We start from the raw sequence: 14,854 nt of genomic DNA on the forward strand, positions 1-14,854 counted from the left end.
GGCATCATCATGATCGGCGAGATCGGCGGCGACGCCGAGGTGATGGGCGCCGAGTTCCTCCGCGCGAGCGGCACCAAGAAGCCGGTGGTCGGCTTCATCGCCGGCCGCACCGCGCCGCCCGGCCGCCGCATGGGCCATGCCGGCGCCGTGATCTCCGGCGGCCACGACACCGCCGACCACAAGATCGACGCCCTCAAGGCCGCCGGCATCACCGTCGCCGACTCCCCCGCCGCGCTCGGCCAGACCATGCTCGCGGCGATGAAGGGCTGATCCCTTCCGCGGACGATGCGAAGCCCCGACCGGTGCTGCCGGTCGGGGCTTTTTCATGTCCGGATACCGCCGATTCGGACCGTCCGTTTCCGTTCTGATGTCGCGTTTGCGTTCTTTGCGTGGGAGATCTGTCGTAATGGCGTCGGAAATTGCTCGTTTCGCGCCCGACATATCTTTCATCTCTTGGACTTTCGGCGTAGGTTGCGCGCGCCAAATTGGACCCCGTCCCGCGAGGGACCGCCCGGCCGCGGCGTCACGCGGCCGCCGACCGCCAGGGAAACGGCCGGAGACCGGCCGTTGAGAATGATGGGTAGCCCGTCGGAACAGAGTTCCTTCCTGTTCGCCCCGAATGCCGATTTCATCGCCGAGCTGCACGAGCGTTACCGGGCTGATCCAGCCTCGGTCGACGAGAGCTGGCGCGCCTTCTTCGCCGGACTCGGCGACGGCGAGGCGGAGGCCGAGACCGGCCCGTCCTGGAGCCCGCAGAACGGCGCCGTCGCCGCGGTCCGGCTGAACGGCCTGGGCGAGGCCTTCGGCCTCGAGGCGCCGGCCGAGGCGCCCGCCAAGGGCGCGAAGCCCGGCAAGGCGCCGGCCACGCCCGCCGCCGTCGATGCGGACGCGATCCGGCGCGCCGCCCATGACACGCTGCGGGCGATGCAGCTGATCCGCGCCTACCGCGTGCGCGGGCATCTACTGGCCGATCTCGACCCGCTCGGCCTGACCGTCCACAAGTCGCACCCCGACCTCGACCCCGCCACCTACGGCTTCACCGAAGCCGACATGGACCGGCCGATCTACGTCGCCGGGCAGCTTGGCCTCGACACGCCGACGCTGCGCCAGATCGTGGCCCGACTGCGCGCCACCTATTGCGGCCATATCGGCGTCGAATACATGCACATCCAGGATCCGGCGATCCGCGCCTGGATCCAGGAGCGGATCGAGACGATCGAGAACCGCACCGAGTTCACCCCGGAAGGCAAGCGCGCCATCTATGAGCGGCTGACCGCGGCCGAGACCTTCGAGCGCTTCCTCAACGTCAAATACACCGGCACCAAGCGCTTCGGCCTGGACGGCGGCGAGGCGATGATCCCGGCGCTGGAGCAGGTGCTGAAGCGCGGCGGCCAGCTGGGTCTCGAGGAGATCGTGATCGGCATGGCCCATCGCGGCCGCCTGAACACGCTGGCCAACTTCCTGGGCAAGCCCTTCGCCGCGATCTTCTCGGAGTTCCAGGGCAATCCGGCCAATCCGGACGACGTCCAGGGCTCGGCCGACGTCAAGTACCATCTCGGCACCTCGTCGGACCGCGAGTTCGACGGCCACACCGTGCACCTGTCGCTGACCGCGAACCCGTCGCATCTCGAATGCGTCAACCCGGTCGTGATCGGCAAGGTCCGCGCCAAGCAGACCCAGCGGCGCGACGAGGACCGCAGCAAGGTCCTGCCGCTGCTGATCCACGGCGACGCCGCCTTCGCCGGCCAGGGCGTGGTGGCCGAGACGCTGATGATGTCCGACCTCAAGGGCTATCGGGTCGGCGGCACCGTCCATTTCGTCATCAACAACCAGATCGGCTTCACCACCGCGCCGGTCTATTCCCGATCGGGCCCCTACTGCACCGACGTGGCCCGGACCGTCCAGGCGCCGGTCTTCCACGTCAACGGCGACGACGCCGAGGCGGTGGTGCATGTCTCGCGCATCGCCATCGAGTTCCGGCAGCGCTTCGGCCACGACGTGGTGGTCGACATGTTCTGCTACCGCCGCTTCGGCCACAACGAGGGCGACGAGCCGGCCTTCACCCAACCGCTGATGTACAAGACCATCGCCAAGCACCCGCCGGTACGCGAGCTCTATGCCAATCAGCTGGTCGGCGAAGGCCTGCTGACGGCCGAGCAGGCCGACGGCGTCGTGCGCGATTTCCAGAAGCATCTGGAAGAGGCGTTCGAGGGCTCGACCACCTACAAGCCGAACAAGGCGGACTGGCTGGGCGGCGCCTGGTCGGGCCTGGTCCCGGCCGAGGGCGAGGAGCGCCGCGGCACCACTGCGGCGCCGGAGGCGCTGCTGCACGAGGTCGGCCGTGCCATCAGCACCGTGCCGCAGGGCATCAACGTCAATTCCAAGGTCGTGCGCCAGCTCAAGGCCAAGGCGCAGATGCTCGAGACCGGCCGCGACATCGACTGGGCCACGGCCGAGGCGCTGGCCTTCGGCACGCTGGTGGCCGAGGGCATCCCGGTGCGGCTGTCCGGTCAGGATTCCGGCCGCGGCACCTTCAGCCAGCGCCATTCGGTGATCGTCGACCAGGAGACCGAGGAGCGCTACGTCCCGTTGAACCACGTCCGCGACGGCCAGGCGCCCTTCGAGGTGCATGACAGCCCGCTGTCGGAATTCGCGGTGCTGGGCTTCGAATACGGCTATTCGCTGGCCGAGCCGCGGGCCCTGACGCTGTGGGAGGCGCAGTTCGGCGACTTCGCCAACGGCGCCCAGACCATCATCGACCAGTTCATCTCCTCCGGTGAGCAGAAGTGGCTGCGCATGTCCGGCCTGGTGATGCTGCTGCCGCACGGCTATGAGGGCCAGGGGCCGGAGCATTCCTCGGCCCGCATCGAGCGCTATCTGCAGCAATCGGCCGAAGACAACTGGCAGGTGGTGAACCTGACCACCCCGGCCAACTACTTCCACGCGCTGCGGCGGCAGATCCACCGCGACTTCCGCAAGCCGCTGGTGGTGTTCACGCCGAAGTCGCTGCTGCGCCACAAGGAGTGCGTCTCGACCCTGGCCGACTTCACCAACGGCTCGACCTTCCACCGCGTGCTGCCGGAGACGGCTGAGCTGGTGGCGGGCGAAGCGGTGCGGCGGGTCGTGATCTGCTCCGGCAAGGTCTATTACGACCTGAAGAAGGAGCGCGAGGAGCGCGGCCTGAAGGACGTCGCCATCATCCGGCTGGAGCAGATGTTCCCGTTCCCGCGCAAGACGCTGGGCGCGGAGCTGGCGAAGTATCCGAACGCCGAGATGGTGTGGTGCCAGGAGGAGCCCGAGAACCAGGGCGCCTGGTACTTCGTCGACCGCAAGATCGAGGCGACGCTGGCCGAGATCGGCCACCGCAGCACCCGGCCGCGCTATGCCGGCCGGCCCGAGGCCGCGGCCCCGGCCACTGGCCTGCTGCGCCGTCACAACCAAGAACAGGCCAAGCTGGTCGACGAGGCCCTGTCGGCCGGCTGATTCCCGGCCAACCTATTCCAAAGGGGCCGAGCCCGCACGGACAGGCCGGAAGGAAATGGAGACTCTATGAGCGTCGAGATCAAGGTGCCCGCGCTGGGCGAATCGGTGACCGAGGCCACCGTCGCCCGCTGGCTGAAGAAGCCGGGAGAGGCCGTGGCCCTGGATGAACCGCTGGTCGAGCTCGAGACCGACAAGGTGACGCTCGAGGTCAACGCCACCGCGGCCGGCGTGCTGGAATCGGTGGTGGCCGAGGAAGGCGCCAATGTCGAGGTCGGCGCGCTGCTGGGCAGCATCGGCGAGGGCGCCGGCGCCCCCGCCGCCAAGCCGGCGGCCAAGGCCGAGGCCCCGGCGGCGAAGCCGGCCGAACCCGCCGCGGCCGCGCTGACCCCTGCCGCCAAGGCCGGCAATGGCGAGGCGCCGATCGCCATGCCGTCGGCGGCCAAGATCATCGCCGAGAACAATCTCGACGCCAGTGCCATCGCCGGCAGCGGCAAGGGCGGGCGCATCCTGAAGGAGGACGCGCAGGCCGCCCTGGCCGGCGGCGTCAAGCCGGCCGCCGCCCCCGCCGGCGGTGCCGCGGTGATCGAGATCCCCGCCTTCACCCGTCCCGAGACCGGCCCGCGGCCGAAGAAGGACCGGGAGGAGCGGGTGCGCATGACCAAGCTGCGCAAGACCATCGCCACCCGGCTGAAGCAGGCGCAGAACAACGCCGCCATGCTGACGACCTTCAACGAGGTCGACATGTCGGCGCTGATGGCGCTGCGCAACCAGTACAAGGACAGCTTCGAGAAGAAGCACGGCGTGAAGCTGGGCTTCATGTCCTTCTTCGTGAAGGCCTGCATCGTCGCGCTGAAGGAGCTGCCGGCGGTCAACGCCGAGATCGATGGCGACGATCTGGTCTACAAGAACTATTACGACATTGGCGTCGCGGTCGGCACGCCGACGGGCCTGGTCGTGCCGGTGGTGCGAGACGCCGACATGCTGTCCTTCGCCGAGGTCGAGAAGACGATTGGCGAGCTCGGCCGCAAGGCGCGCGACGGCAAGCTGTCGATGGCCGAGCTGACCGGCGGCACCTTCACCATCTCGAACGGCGGCGTCTACGGCTCGCTGATGTCGACGCCGATCCTGAACCCGCCGCAGTCGGGTATCCTGGGCATGCACAAGATCCAGGAGCGGCCGGTGGCGGTCGGCGGCAAGGTCGAGATCCGGCCGATGATGTATCTGGCCCTGTCCTACGACCACCGCATCATCGACGGGCGCGAGGCCGTGACCTTCCTGGTCCGGGTCAAGGAGTGCCTGGAGGACCCGCAGCGCATCCTGCTCGACATGTGATCGACCCGAAGGGCGCGGCAACGCGCCCTTCTTCGCTTCCGGACGATGCCGCCGATCCGCCCCGCCCTTCTCGCCCTGCCGCTCCTCCTCGCCGCTGCCGCCCCGGCCGGGGCGCAGGAGGCTGAGGGCTGGGGCACCGGCACCCACATGGGCACCGACTATGCCGGGCTGACCAACCCCGACGGCGCCCATCTCGGCGTCTACTGCGCCGAGAACATCGGACCGCAGGGCAGCGCGCCCCGCATCGGCCCCTATGTGCTGTTCTCGGTGCCGCGCAAGCTGAACCTGCCGGCGCTGACTGCCACCGTGACCTTCACCGTCGACGGCAAGGCCACGCCGGTGCCAATGACGGTCGAGATCGGCGAGGCCACGACCGGATTCGAGTGGCGCCCGGGCCGGGACTTCCCCACCGAGAAGATGAAGGTGCTGGTCGAGGCGATGCGCCGCGGCAAGGCGCTGACCGTCGGCCTGGCGGATCCGGCGATCTCCGAGCCCTTCACCCTCGCCGGCTCCGGCGCCGCACTCGAGAACATCTTCGACTGCGGCAAGCGCTGACCGGGCCGCCATGAACGACGCCATCCTCGACCGGCTCACCAACGCCCTGCGGCCGGTCGGCGGGCTGGCCGCCCTCGTCCTCGGCGGCTCCCGGGCCCGGGGCACCGCCGGCCCCGAGTCCGACTACGATCTGGGCCTGTACTACGAGGCCGATGCGCCGCTGGACATCGGCCAGCTGGCGGCGGCGGTCGCGTCGGTGGTCGATGATCCCGCAACCACCTCGGTGACGCGGTTGGGCGAATGGGGACCCTGGATCAATGGCGGCGGCTGGCTCACCGTCGCCGGGCGAAAGGTCGACCTCCTGTACCGCGATCTGGCGCGGATCCGCGCCGTCACCGCCGACTGCGCGGCGGGACGGATCTCGATGGACTATCAGCCGGGCCATCCGCACGGCTTCTGTTCGGCCATCTGGATGGGCGAGATCGCGCTGTGCCGGCCGATCCTCGATCCCCGCGGCGTGATCGCCGGCCTCAAGGCGCGGACCTCGCCCTTCCCGCTGGCCCTCCGGGCCGCGCTGATCGCCCGGTTCCATTGGGAGGTGGCGTTCAGCATCGAGATCGCCGAGAAGGCGCTCGCCCGCGGCGATCAGACCTATATTGCCGGCTGCGCCTACCGGGCGCTGTGCTGCGTCGCCCAGGTCCTGTTCGCCTTGAACGACCGATACCTGATCAACGAGAAGGGCGCGCTGGCCGAGGCGGAGACCTTCCCGATCACCATCCCCGAGGCCAGCCGGACGGCCGGGCTGATCTGGGCCGATATCGGGGCGGCGAAATATCGGTCCGCCTTTCAGCGCCTGCGGGCCATGGCCGGATCGCTGGACGACATCGTCCGACGGGCGGGAGCCTCCCCCGCGTGAACCGGCCCTGGGCCGGCGGTCATCCTTGACAGCCCCACCCCGCGCCCGATATTAGAACGAACGTTCGATCGAGTTCGGTTCGTGTTTCCAGACGTCGACAGCAAGCGGTGCGCGATCCTGAAGGCCACGCTGGAGCTGGTGGCGGAGCGCGGCTTCCACGATACGCCCATGTCCCAGATCGCCAAGCGGTCGGGCGCCAGCCCCGGCGTGATCTATCACTATTTCGCCAGCAAGGAAGAGTTGATCCGCGATCTCTACAAGGAGGTCAAGGCAGTGAAGGCCAGGGCCATGCTGCAGGGCGATTTCGACGGCGCGTCTCCCAAGGAGGCGTTCAAGCGCACCTGGTGCAACGCCTATCACTTCTACCGGACCCATCGGCTGGAGGCGCGGTTCCTCGAGCAGTACGAGAACTCGCCCTATCACTGCCCGACCGACCTGCAGGAACTGGCCAAGGAGGACCAGAACTTCGCCGTCCTGGCCCGGCGGTTGGGCTTCGTCGACGGCGGCAGCCCGTTCAAGCCGCTGCCGACGGAGATCGTCTACGACCTGTCCTTCGGCGTCGCCGCACGGCTGGCACGACGGGCCCCGGATACGCCGCTGGACGATGCGACGCTGGACGACATCGCCGAGGGGTGCTGGCGCGCCGTCGCCCGCCATCCCTAAATTTTTGATCGAATTAGATCGAACATTCGATCTAGACCCGAGATCCTAGATCCGTGGCCAACGCGGACGTCGTTCCCGGCGCGGTGCCCGGTTCCCCGCACCGCATCCAAATTGGGACATCGACCATGGTGAAGCTGAACATCAACGGCGCGGAGCACGAGCTCGACATCGATCCGCAGATGCCGCTGCTCTGGGCACTGCGCGACCATCTCAACCTGACCGGCACCAAGTTCGGCTGTGGCCAGGCGCTGTGCGGCGCCTGCACCGTGCATCTCGACGGCCAGCCGGTGCGGTCCTGCCAGACCTTCGTCGGCGATGTCGGCGACAGCAAGATCACCACGATCGAGGGCGTGTCCGGCAAGGTCGCCGAGGCGGTACGGGCCGCCTGGACCAAACTGGACGTGGTGCAGTGCGGCTACTGCCAGTCCGGCCAGATCATGTCGGCGATCGGCCTTTTGAGCCAGACGCCGAAGCCGACCGACGACGACATCGTCGCCGCCATGGACGGCAACATCTGCCGCTGCGGCACCTATCAGCGCATCCGCGCCGCGATCCGCGACGCCGCGACGTCGCTGGCCTGAACCGGAGAGACGACCCCATGTTTGCTCAGCCAATCGTCGCCCCCGTCGCGTCCGGGACTGCCGACGGTCTCGCCAGGCCGAACCGCCGATCCTTCCTGAAGGGCGCCGGCGCCCTGGGCGGCGCGCTGGTGATCGCCGCGCATCTGCCCCTCGCTCGCCGCGCCATGGCCGCGGCCGGGGACCTCGCCCCCAACGCCTTCGTCCGCGTCGCCCCCGACGACACCGTCACCGTGCTGATCAAGCACTGCGAGATGGGCCAGGGCGTGACCACCGGCCTGACCACCATCGTGGCCGAGGAGCTGGACGCCGACTGGGGCCAGATGCGTTTCGAATTCGCCCCGGCCGACGCCAAGATCTACAACAATCTCGCCTTCGGCCCGATCCAGGGCACCGGCGGGTCGACCTCGATCGCCAATTCCTGGGATCAGCTGCGCCGCGCCGGCGCCACGGCCCGGGCCATGCTGGTGCAGGCGGCCGCCGCGGAATGGCAGGTCCCGGCCGGCGAGATCACGGTCGACAAGGGCGTGCTGCGCCACGCCTCCGGCAAGTCCGCCCGCTTCGGTGACCTCGCGGCCAATGCGGCGGCGCTGACGCCGCCCGCCGAGGTGGTGCTGAAGGACCCGAAGGCCTTCACCCTGGTCGGCGCGCATGTGCCGCGGCTGGACACGCCGGCCAAAATCACCGGCAAGGCCGGCTTCTCGATCGATGTCCGCCGGCCCGGCCAGCTGACCGCGCTGGTCGCCCATCCGCCGCGCTTCGGCGGCGCGGTGAAGAGCGTCGACGCCGCCGCGGCGAAGCAGGTGCCGGGCGTGGTCGACGTGGTCACCATCCCGACCGGCGTCGCCGTCGTGGCCCGCGACACCTGGTCGGCGATCAAGGGCCGCGAGGCCCTCCAGGTTGAGTGGGACTTCGGCAAGGCCGAGAGCCAGTCCAGCGACGCGCTGATGGCCGGCTACAAGGCCACGGCGCAGACATCCGGCCTGACCGCGGCCAAGCGCGGCGACGCCGCGGCGGCGCTGCAGAAGGCGGCCAAGCTGGTGGAGGCGGAGTTCGAGTTCCCCTACCTGGCCCATGCGCCGATGGAGCCGCTGAACGGCGTGCTGGAGCCGACGGCCGATGGCGCCGTGTGGTGGGCCGGGTCGCAGTTCCAGACCATCGAGCAGGCGACCATCGCCGCCATCCTAGGCCTGAAGCCGGAGCAGGTGACGATCAACTCGGCCTACACCGGCGGCTCCTTCGGCCGGCGCGCCACGCCGAACGCCGACTATGCGGCCGAGGCGGCGATGATCCTCAAGGCCACCGGCATGAAGGCGCCGATCCACCTGATGCGGACCCGCGAGGACGACATGAAGGCCGGCTACTACCGGCCGATGGTCTACCACAAGGTCCGCGCCGGGCTGGACGCGGCCGGCAAGGTCAGCGGCTGGGAGCATGTGGTGGTTGCCAAGTCGCTGCTGATCGGCACGCCCTTCGAGGCCTTCGCCGTGAAGGACGGCATCGACGCCTCCAGCATCGAGGGCGCCTCCGACACCGCTTATGCGGTGCCTGACCTGACCGCGACGGTGCACAACGCCAAGGAGGGCGTGCCGGTGCTGTGGTGGCGCTCGGTCGGCCACACCCACACCGCCCATGCGATGGAGACGGTGATCGACGAGCTGGCCCATGCCGCCGGCCAGGACCCGGTCGCCTTCCGCCTGGCGCTGCTGCGCGACCAGCCGCGCCATACCGGTGTGCTGTCGCTGGTGGCGGAGAAGGCGGGCTGGGGCCAGCCCCTGCCGGCCGGCAGGGGCCGCGGCGTCGCCGTGCACAAGTCGTTCGAGACCTATGTCGCCACCGTGGCCGAGGTCTCGGTCGAGGGCGGCGCACTGAAGGTCGACCGGGTGGTGGCGGCGGTCGATTGCGGCATCGCGGTCAACCCCGACGTGATCCGGGCCCAGGTCGAGGGGTCGGTCGGCTTCGCCCTCTCCGTCGTCCTGCGAAACAAGATCACGCTCCAGGACGGCGAGGTGGAGCAGGCCAATTTCGATACCTATGAGCCGACCCGGATGTCGGAGATGCCGAAGGTCGAGGTGCATATCGTGCCGTCGGCCGAGCCGCCGACCGGCATCGGCGAGCCAGGCGTGCCCGGGCTGGCGCCGGCGATCGGCAACGCGGTCTTCGCCGCGACCGGCCAGCGCCTGCGCTCGCTGCCGCTCGACCTGTCGAAACTGACCAGCACCTGAGTCGCATTTTGGCGGACGCACATCGGCTTCGCCTCGGCGAGCCCGATGTGCGGCCCGGACCGAAAGAAGAGGGAGGCTGGCGCCCAGATTGTAGCTTGTGCTAAACTCTGACGCTGGACGTCAATGAATGGGCACGGGCTCAAAGCCTGGAGGATTGATGAAATTCCCAGGTGACGGCGCCATCACGCGTCGGGACGTGATCGTCGGAAGCGCAGCGCTGGGGAGCACGGCGCTGGCGCAGCTGGATGTCGCCCAAGCCGATCAGCCGCACGCCGGACACGGGACGTCGGCGACGCATGGCGATCACGGCGGCATGACCACGGTCGGGACCGTCGACAGCGCTCGGAACGGGTTCGATCCCCACGCCATGCTGACCGACTGGGACACCGGCACGGTCAGCCGGGACGGCGCCGGCCGCACCGTGCGCGAGTTCCAGGTCACCGCCGAGGACAAGGAGATCGAGATCGCCCCGGGACTGATGTTCCCGGCCTGGACCTATAACGGCCGCGTGCCGGGCCCGGCGCTCCGGGTCACCGAGGGCGACCGCGTGCGGATCCGGTTCCTGAACCGCGGCTCGCATCCGCACACCATGCATTTCCACGGCATCCATTCGGCGCGGATGGACGGGGTCCCCGGCGCGGGCGTGGCCCAGCCCGGCGGCGAGTTCGTCTACGAGTTCGACGCCTTCCCCTTCGGCTGCCATCTCTATCACTGCCATTTCGTTCCGCTGCGCCGCCACATCCACAAGGGCATGTACGGCGCCTTCGTCATCGACCCAGATCCGGCCCGGCATCCCGACCAGGCCGAAGCCGCGCGCGGCCGGCTGCTCGGCACGCCCGAGAACGCCGGTTGGCAGGAGCTGGTGATGGTGATGAACGCCTTCGACACCAATTTCGACGACGAGAACGAGGTCTACGCCGTCAACACGGTGGCGCACGCCTATGCCAAGCGGCCCATCCCGATCGACCGCGCCAGGCCGGTGCGGGTCTATCTCGTCAACATCACCGAATTCGACCCGATCAACTCCTTCCACCTGCACGCGAACTTCTTCGACTACTACGACCATGGCACGACACTGACCCCGACGCTGCGAATGGTCGACACGATCATGCAGTGCCAGGCCCAGCGCGGGATCATCGAGTTCAGCTTCAAGGACCACGAGCCGGGCCTCTACATGTTCCACGCCCACCAGTCCGAGTTCGCCGAGCTCGGCTGGATGGGCAACTTCGAGGTGCGGGCATGATGCGCGCCCTGAGCTGGACGGTGCTGCCGCTGCTGCTGATTGCGGCCGTCGCCGCCGCGTTCCTCGCCGCCGATCCGCTGCGGAGCTTCTCCGCAGGCGTGCCGCCGGCCGAACAGCTGACGGTCGAACGCACGGTGCTCGACGGCGGCGGCCTCTCGGTCCTGGTCCGCGCCGGCGGGACCGAGCCGATGGAGATCGCGCAGATCCAGGTCGACGGCGCCTATTGGAGCTTCACGCAGGATCCGCCGGGGCCGATCGACCGCCTCGGCACCGCCCGGCTGCGGATCCCCTATCCCTGGGTGCTGGGCGAGACGCACCATCTCACCCTCCTCACCCGCACCGGCATCGCCTTCGAGCACACCATCGATATCGCCGTCGCCACGCCCCCGGCCTCCGCAGGCATGCTCGGCCGGTTCGGGCTGATCGGCCTGTTCGTCGGCGTCGTGCCGGTCGCGCTGGGGATGCTGTTCTTCCCCGCCCTCAGGGCCGGCGGCGCCCGCGGGCTGACCTTCGCGCTGGCGCTGACGGTCGGCCTGCTGGTGTTCCTGCTGGTCGACACGATCGGCGAGGCCTTGGAGCTGGCCGCGCAGTCGGCGCCCGAGCTGCACGCGCCCGTGCTGGTGTGGCTGATCGCCGGCCTGACCTTCGCCCTCCTGATGGCCATCGGCCGGCGCGGCGGCCGCAGGCTCGGCGGCGTCGGCCTGGCCGCGTCGATCGCGCTGGGCATCGGCCTGCACAATCTCGGCGAGGGGCTGGCGATCGGTTCGGCCTTCGCCACCGGCGCGGCCGCCCTCGGCTCCTTCCTCGTGCTCGGCTTCACCCTGCACAACATCACCGAAGGGGTCGGCATCGTCGCGCCGCTGCTGGACCGCCGGCCCGGCTGGCTGCTCCTCTCCGGCCTGGCGCTGTTGGCTGGCCTGCCGGCCGTGCTGGGCATCTGGATCGGCAGCTACGCCTATGCGGCGCATTGGGCGGCCTTCGCCCTGGCGGTGGGCGCTGGTGCCATCCTGCAGGTGGTCGTCGAGGTGACCTTGCTGATGCTGCGGCGGGCGGACGAGGGAACGCATGCCCGGGCAACGGCGATGGCCGGCATGATCGCCGGGATCGCCGTGATGTACGGGACAGCCTTGCTGGTGCAGGCCTAGGGCCGCCCGCGGCAATTCGCACCTGACCGGCGCGGCAAAAAGGTCTAAAACCGCGCCGCGCGGCAACGGCCCACCCATGGGACCGCCGGGAGCCGCGCCGGACCAGCGTGATGGGCTACGTCGTCAAAGAGATCTTCAAGACCCTGCAGGGCGAAGGACGCCATGCCGGGCGTACCTCGGTGTTCTGCCGTTTCGTCGGCTGCAACCTGTGGAGCGGCCGCGAGCAGGACCGCGCCGAGGCGGTCTGCCAGTTCTGCGATACCGACTTCCTGGGCACGGACGGGCCGGGCGGCGGCCGCTTCGACACGGCGGAGGCGCTGGCCGCGGCGATCGAGGCGTGCTGGGCCGGCACGGCCGCGGACCGCTTCGTCGTCTTCACCGGCGGCGAGCCGCTGCTGCAGCTGGACTGCGCCCTGCTGGACGCCGTGCATGCGCGCGGCTTCACCGCGGCGGTCGAAACCAACGGCACGATCGAGCCGCCGGCGGAGCTGGACTGGGTCTGCGTCAGCCCGAAGGCCGGCGCCCCCCTGGTCGCACGGCGGGGCGACGAGCTGAAGCTGGTCTACCCGCAGCCCGAGCTGCCGCCCGAGGCGGTGGCGGATCTCGACTTCACCCATTTCTGGCTGCAGCCGATGGACGGGCCGGACCGCATCGCCAACACCGAGGCCGCGGTCGCCTATTGCCTGTCCCACCCGAAATGGCGGCTGAGCCTGCAGACCCACAAGCTGATTGGCATTCCATGAAAGTTGTCTGGCCATGAGGATCACCCAGGCCTTCACCTTCGAGGCGGCGCACCGACTGCCGAACGTGCCGGCGACGCATCGCTGCCACCGGATGCACGGCCATTCCTACCGCGTCGAGCTGCGGCTCGAGGGCCCGGTCGACCCCGAGACCGGCTTCGTGGTCGACTTCTTCGACGTCGAGGCCGCCTTCGCCCCGATCCTGGCCCGGCTGGACCATTACTGCCTGAACGAGGTCGAGGGGCTGGAGAACCCGACGGCCGAGCACATCGCCGTCTGGATCTGGGACCGGGTCCGGCCGGCGCTGCCGCTGCTGGCCGCCGTCACGGTGTACGAGACCCCGAACTGCTGGGCCGAGTACGATGGCCGCTGAAAAAGGGGCCGCGATGGACGGTACGCTGGTGCTGTTCTCCGGCGGGCAGGATTCGACCACCTGCCTGGCCTGGGCGCTGGACCGCTTCGAAAGGGTCGAGACGGTCGGCTTCGACTACGGCCAGCGGCACCGGGTCGAGCTCGATGTCCGCCCGCGCATCCTGGACGCGGTCCGCGACCGCTTCCCGGCCTGGGCCAGGCGGCTCGGTGCCGACCACATGCTCGACCTCGCCGTGCTCGGCCAGGTCAGCGAGACGGCGCTGACCCGCGACGTCGAGATCGCGATGCAGGACAACGGCCTGCCGAACACCTTCGTGCCCGGCCGCAACCTGGTGTTCGTGACCTTCGCCGCCGCCCTGGCCTATCGCCGCGGCCTGCGCCACCTGGTCGCCGGCGTCTGCGAGACCGACTATTCCGGCTATCCGGACTGCCGCGACGACACGATGAAGGCGATGCAGCTGGCGCTCAATCTCGGCATGGAGAGCCGCTTCGTCGTGCACACCCCGCTGATGTGGATCGACAAGGCCGAGACCTGGCGCCTGGCCGCGTCGCTGGGCGGCGAGGCGCTGGTCGAGCTGATCCGTGACGAGACCCACAGCTGCTACCGCGGCGACCGCGGCCAGTCCCATGAGTGGGGTTACGGCTGCGGCGAATGCCCGGCCTGCGCCCTGCGCGCCGAGGGCTGGCGCCGGTTCCGGGACGCCGGCTAACCACCACGGGCGCCGCGCCCCGCGGCCTCGGCCACCAGCCAGTCGCGGAAGGCGGCGCGCAGCGGGTCGGGCCGGTCGGCCAGCGGCTGCGCCAGGAAATAGCCGCGTTGGGTGCGGAAGGGCGTGGGCAGGCAGGCGACGAGCTGGCCGGCGGCGAGCAGATCGTCGACCAGCGGCCGCCAGCCCAGCGCCACACCCTGCCCGGCGAGGGCCGCCTGCAGCACCAGCGGATAGTTGTTGAAGCGCAGCGACCGGCCGCGCGGCGCCCCCTCCACCCCCTGGCCGCGGAACCAGCCGGCCCAGTCGAGCCAGCGCGCCGGATCCGGGCTGTCGAGATGCAGGAGCGGCTGGTCCAGCAGGTCGGCCGGCGCGGCCAGCCGGGGGAGGCGCGCCGCCATCTCCGGGCTGCAGATCGGCAGCACGCTTTCCGGGAACAGCCGGTCGACGGTGCAGCCCGGCCAGCGCCCGGCCCCGAAGGCGATCACCGCGTCGACAGCGCGGTCGCGCGGGTCCAGCACATCCTGGCTGGCCAGGATGCGGATCTCGACCCCGCCCAGCGCCGCCCGCAGCCGCGCCAGCCGCGGCAGCAGCCAGTAGGTGGCGAAGCCGAAATCGGTGGCGACGGTCAGCCCGCCCGGGTCGCGCGCCTGGCGGATTTCCGCCGCCGTGTCGGCGATGGCGTCGAGCGACCGGGTCACCACCTGCAGCAGCCGCTCACCCTCTGGCGTCAGGGCGACGCCGCGGTGCAGCCGCCGGAACAGGGCGGTGCCCAGCCGCGCCTCCAATGCGGCGATCTGATGGGAAACGGCCGGCTGGGTGGCCCCGAGCTCACGCGCCGCGGCGCTGAAATTCGACAGCCGCCCCGCGGCCTCGAAGGCCAGGAGTGCCGGCATCGGCGGCAGGTCGCGACGGCGGGTTGCCATAAACCGGGATAATACCTCCATGAACGGCG

The 14,854-nt window shown here is 69.9% G+C and carries 13 protein-coding genes and 1 pseudogene; 13 read left to right on the forward strand and 1 reads right to left on the reverse strand.

The features are described 5' to 3' along the window. The 13 genes and pseudogenes from KXR53_RS05310 to queC form a co-directional block, all read left to right on the forward strand. A pseudogene (locus tag KXR53_RS05310) lies at positions 1–270 on the forward strand (succinate--CoA ligase subunit alpha); the annotation flags it as partial. A gap of 306 nt (positions 271–576) precedes the next feature. Next, the gene (locus tag KXR53_RS05315) at positions 577–3,483 is read left to right on the forward strand and encodes a 2-oxoglutarate dehydrogenase E1 component (RefSeq protein WP_437374374.1); all 2,907 of its coding nucleotides are present in this window, start codon (positions 577–579) and stop codon (positions 3,481–3,483) included. Positions 3,484–3,549: 66 nt separating this feature from the next. Continuing rightward, positions 3,550–4,815 carry a 2-oxoglutarate dehydrogenase complex dihydrolipoyllysine-residue succinyltransferase gene (gene odhB / locus KXR53_RS05320; protein ID WP_437374057.1) on the forward strand — a complete coding sequence of 422 codons (1,266 nt, stop codon included), beginning with the start codon at positions 3,550–3,552 and terminating at the stop codon, positions 4,813–4,815. A 45-nt stretch (positions 4,816–4,860) separates the two neighbouring features. After that, positions 4,861–5,370, forward strand: a complete 510-nt coding sequence (locus KXR53_RS05325) for a hypothetical protein (RefSeq protein WP_437374058.1) — start codon at positions 4,861–4,863, stop codon at positions 5,368–5,370. Between the two features lie 10 nt (positions 5,371–5,380). Then, positions 5,381–6,226, forward strand: coding sequence for a nucleotidyltransferase domain-containing protein (locus KXR53_RS05330; protein WP_437374059.1), 846 nt, complete (start codon positions 5,381–5,383; stop codon positions 6,224–6,226). 81 nt (positions 6,227–6,307) lie between these two features. Further along, complete coding sequence (locus KXR53_RS05335) at positions 6,308–6,889, forward strand: TetR/AcrR family transcriptional regulator (protein ID WP_437374060.1); 582 nt, start codon at positions 6,308–6,310, stop codon at positions 6,887–6,889. A 125-nt stretch (positions 6,890–7,014) separates the two neighbouring features. Beyond that, positions 7,015–7,470: a (2Fe-2S)-binding protein gene (locus tag KXR53_RS05340; protein ID WP_437374061.1), complete on the forward strand. Its 456-nt coding sequence runs from the start codon at positions 7,015–7,017 to the stop codon at positions 7,468–7,470. A gap of 17 nt (positions 7,471–7,487) precedes the next feature. Continuing rightward, a complete protein-coding gene (locus tag KXR53_RS05345) occupies positions 7,488–9,692 on the forward strand; it encodes a molybdopterin cofactor-binding domain-containing protein (RefSeq protein ID WP_437374062.1) in 2,205 nt (734 codons plus the stop codon). A gap of 157 nt (positions 9,693–9,849) precedes the next feature. After that, positions 9,850–10,935 (forward strand): multicopper oxidase domain-containing protein, encoded by a 1,086-nt coding sequence (locus KXR53_RS05350; RefSeq protein WP_437374063.1) that lies wholly within the window; start codon positions 9,850–9,852, stop codon positions 10,933–10,935. Next, positions 10,932–12,080 carry a ZIP family metal transporter gene (locus KXR53_RS05355; RefSeq protein ID WP_437374064.1) on the forward strand — a complete coding sequence of 383 codons (1,149 nt, stop codon included), beginning with the start codon at positions 10,932–10,934 and terminating at the stop codon, positions 12,078–12,080. Before KXR53_RS05350 ends, KXR53_RS05355 begins: the two co-directional genes overlap by 4 nt. Positions 12,081–12,190: 110 nt before the next feature. Next, positions 12,191–12,823, forward strand: coding sequence for a 7-carboxy-7-deazaguanine synthase (gene queE / locus KXR53_RS05360; RefSeq protein ID WP_437374065.1), 633 nt, complete (start codon positions 12,191–12,193; stop codon positions 12,821–12,823). 13 nt (positions 12,824–12,836) lie between these two features. Further along, positions 12,837–13,193 (forward strand): 6-carboxytetrahydropterin synthase QueD, encoded by a 357-nt coding sequence (queD, locus tag KXR53_RS05365; RefSeq protein WP_026872988.1) that lies wholly within the window; start codon positions 12,837–12,839, stop codon positions 13,191–13,193. A 13-nt stretch (positions 13,194–13,206) separates the two neighbouring features. Then, positions 13,207–13,902, forward strand: coding sequence for a 7-cyano-7-deazaguanine synthase QueC (gene queC / locus KXR53_RS05370; protein WP_437374066.1), 696 nt, complete (start codon positions 13,207–13,209; stop codon positions 13,900–13,902). On the opposite strand, the gene KXR53_RS05375 is transcribed toward queC, so the two are convergent. Then, positions 13,899–14,825, reverse strand: a complete 927-nt coding sequence (locus KXR53_RS05375; protein ID WP_437374067.1) for a choline sulfate utilization transcriptional regulator — start codon at positions 14,823–14,825, stop codon at positions 13,899–13,901. The two genes, queC and KXR53_RS05375, sit on opposite strands and share 4 nt — an antisense overlap. Positions 14,826–14,854 lie beyond the last annotated feature (29 nt).

It is taken from the genome of Inquilinus limosus (genome assembly GCF_051487185.1).
Lineage (GTDB): Bacteria > Pseudomonadota > Alphaproteobacteria > DSM-16000 > Inquilinaceae > Inquilinus > Inquilinus limosus_F.

What these genes read in the sequence shown, in the direction of transcription:
- KXR53_RS05315 (WP_437374374.1), top strand. Translation starts at nt 577, where the DNA reads ATGGGTAGCCCGTCGGAACAGAGTTCCTTCCTGTTCGCCCCGAATGCC.
- odhB (WP_437374057.1), top strand. Translation starts at nt 3,550, where the DNA reads ATGAGCGTCGAGATCAAGGTGCCCGCGCTGGGCGAATCGGTGACCGAG.
- KXR53_RS05325 (WP_437374058.1), top strand. Translation starts at nt 4,861, where the DNA reads ATGCCGCCGATCCGCCCCGCCCTTCTCGCCCTGCCGCTCCTCCTCGCC.
- KXR53_RS05330 (WP_437374059.1), top strand. Translation starts at nt 5,381, where the DNA reads ATGAACGACGCCATCCTCGACCGGCTCACCAACGCCCTGCGGCCGGTC.
- KXR53_RS05340 (WP_437374061.1), top strand. Translation starts at nt 7,015, where the DNA reads ATGGTGAAGCTGAACATCAACGGCGCGGAGCACGAGCTCGACATCGAT.
- KXR53_RS05345 (WP_437374062.1), top strand. Translation starts at nt 7,488, where the DNA reads ATGTTTGCTCAGCCAATCGTCGCCCCCGTCGCGTCCGGGACTGCCGAC.
- KXR53_RS05350 (WP_437374063.1), top strand. Translation starts at nt 9,850, where the DNA reads ATGAAATTCCCAGGTGACGGCGCCATCACGCGTCGGGACGTGATCGTC.
- KXR53_RS05355 (WP_437374064.1), top strand. Translation starts at nt 10,932, where the DNA reads ATGATGCGCGCCCTGAGCTGGACGGTGCTGCCGCTGCTGCTGATTGCG.
- queE (WP_437374065.1), top strand. Translation starts at nt 12,191, where the DNA reads ATGGGCTACGTCGTCAAAGAGATCTTCAAGACCCTGCAGGGCGAAGGA.
- queD (WP_026872988.1), top strand. Translation starts at nt 12,837, where the DNA reads ATGAGGATCACCCAGGCCTTCACCTTCGAGGCGGCGCACCGACTGCCG.
- queC (WP_437374066.1), top strand. Translation starts at nt 13,207, where the DNA reads ATGGACGGTACGCTGGTGCTGTTCTCCGGCGGGCAGGATTCGACCACC.
- KXR53_RS05375 (WP_437374067.1), bottom strand. Translation starts at nt 14,825, where the DNA reads ATGGCAACCCGCCGTCGCGACCTGCCGCCGATGCCGGCACTCCTGGCC.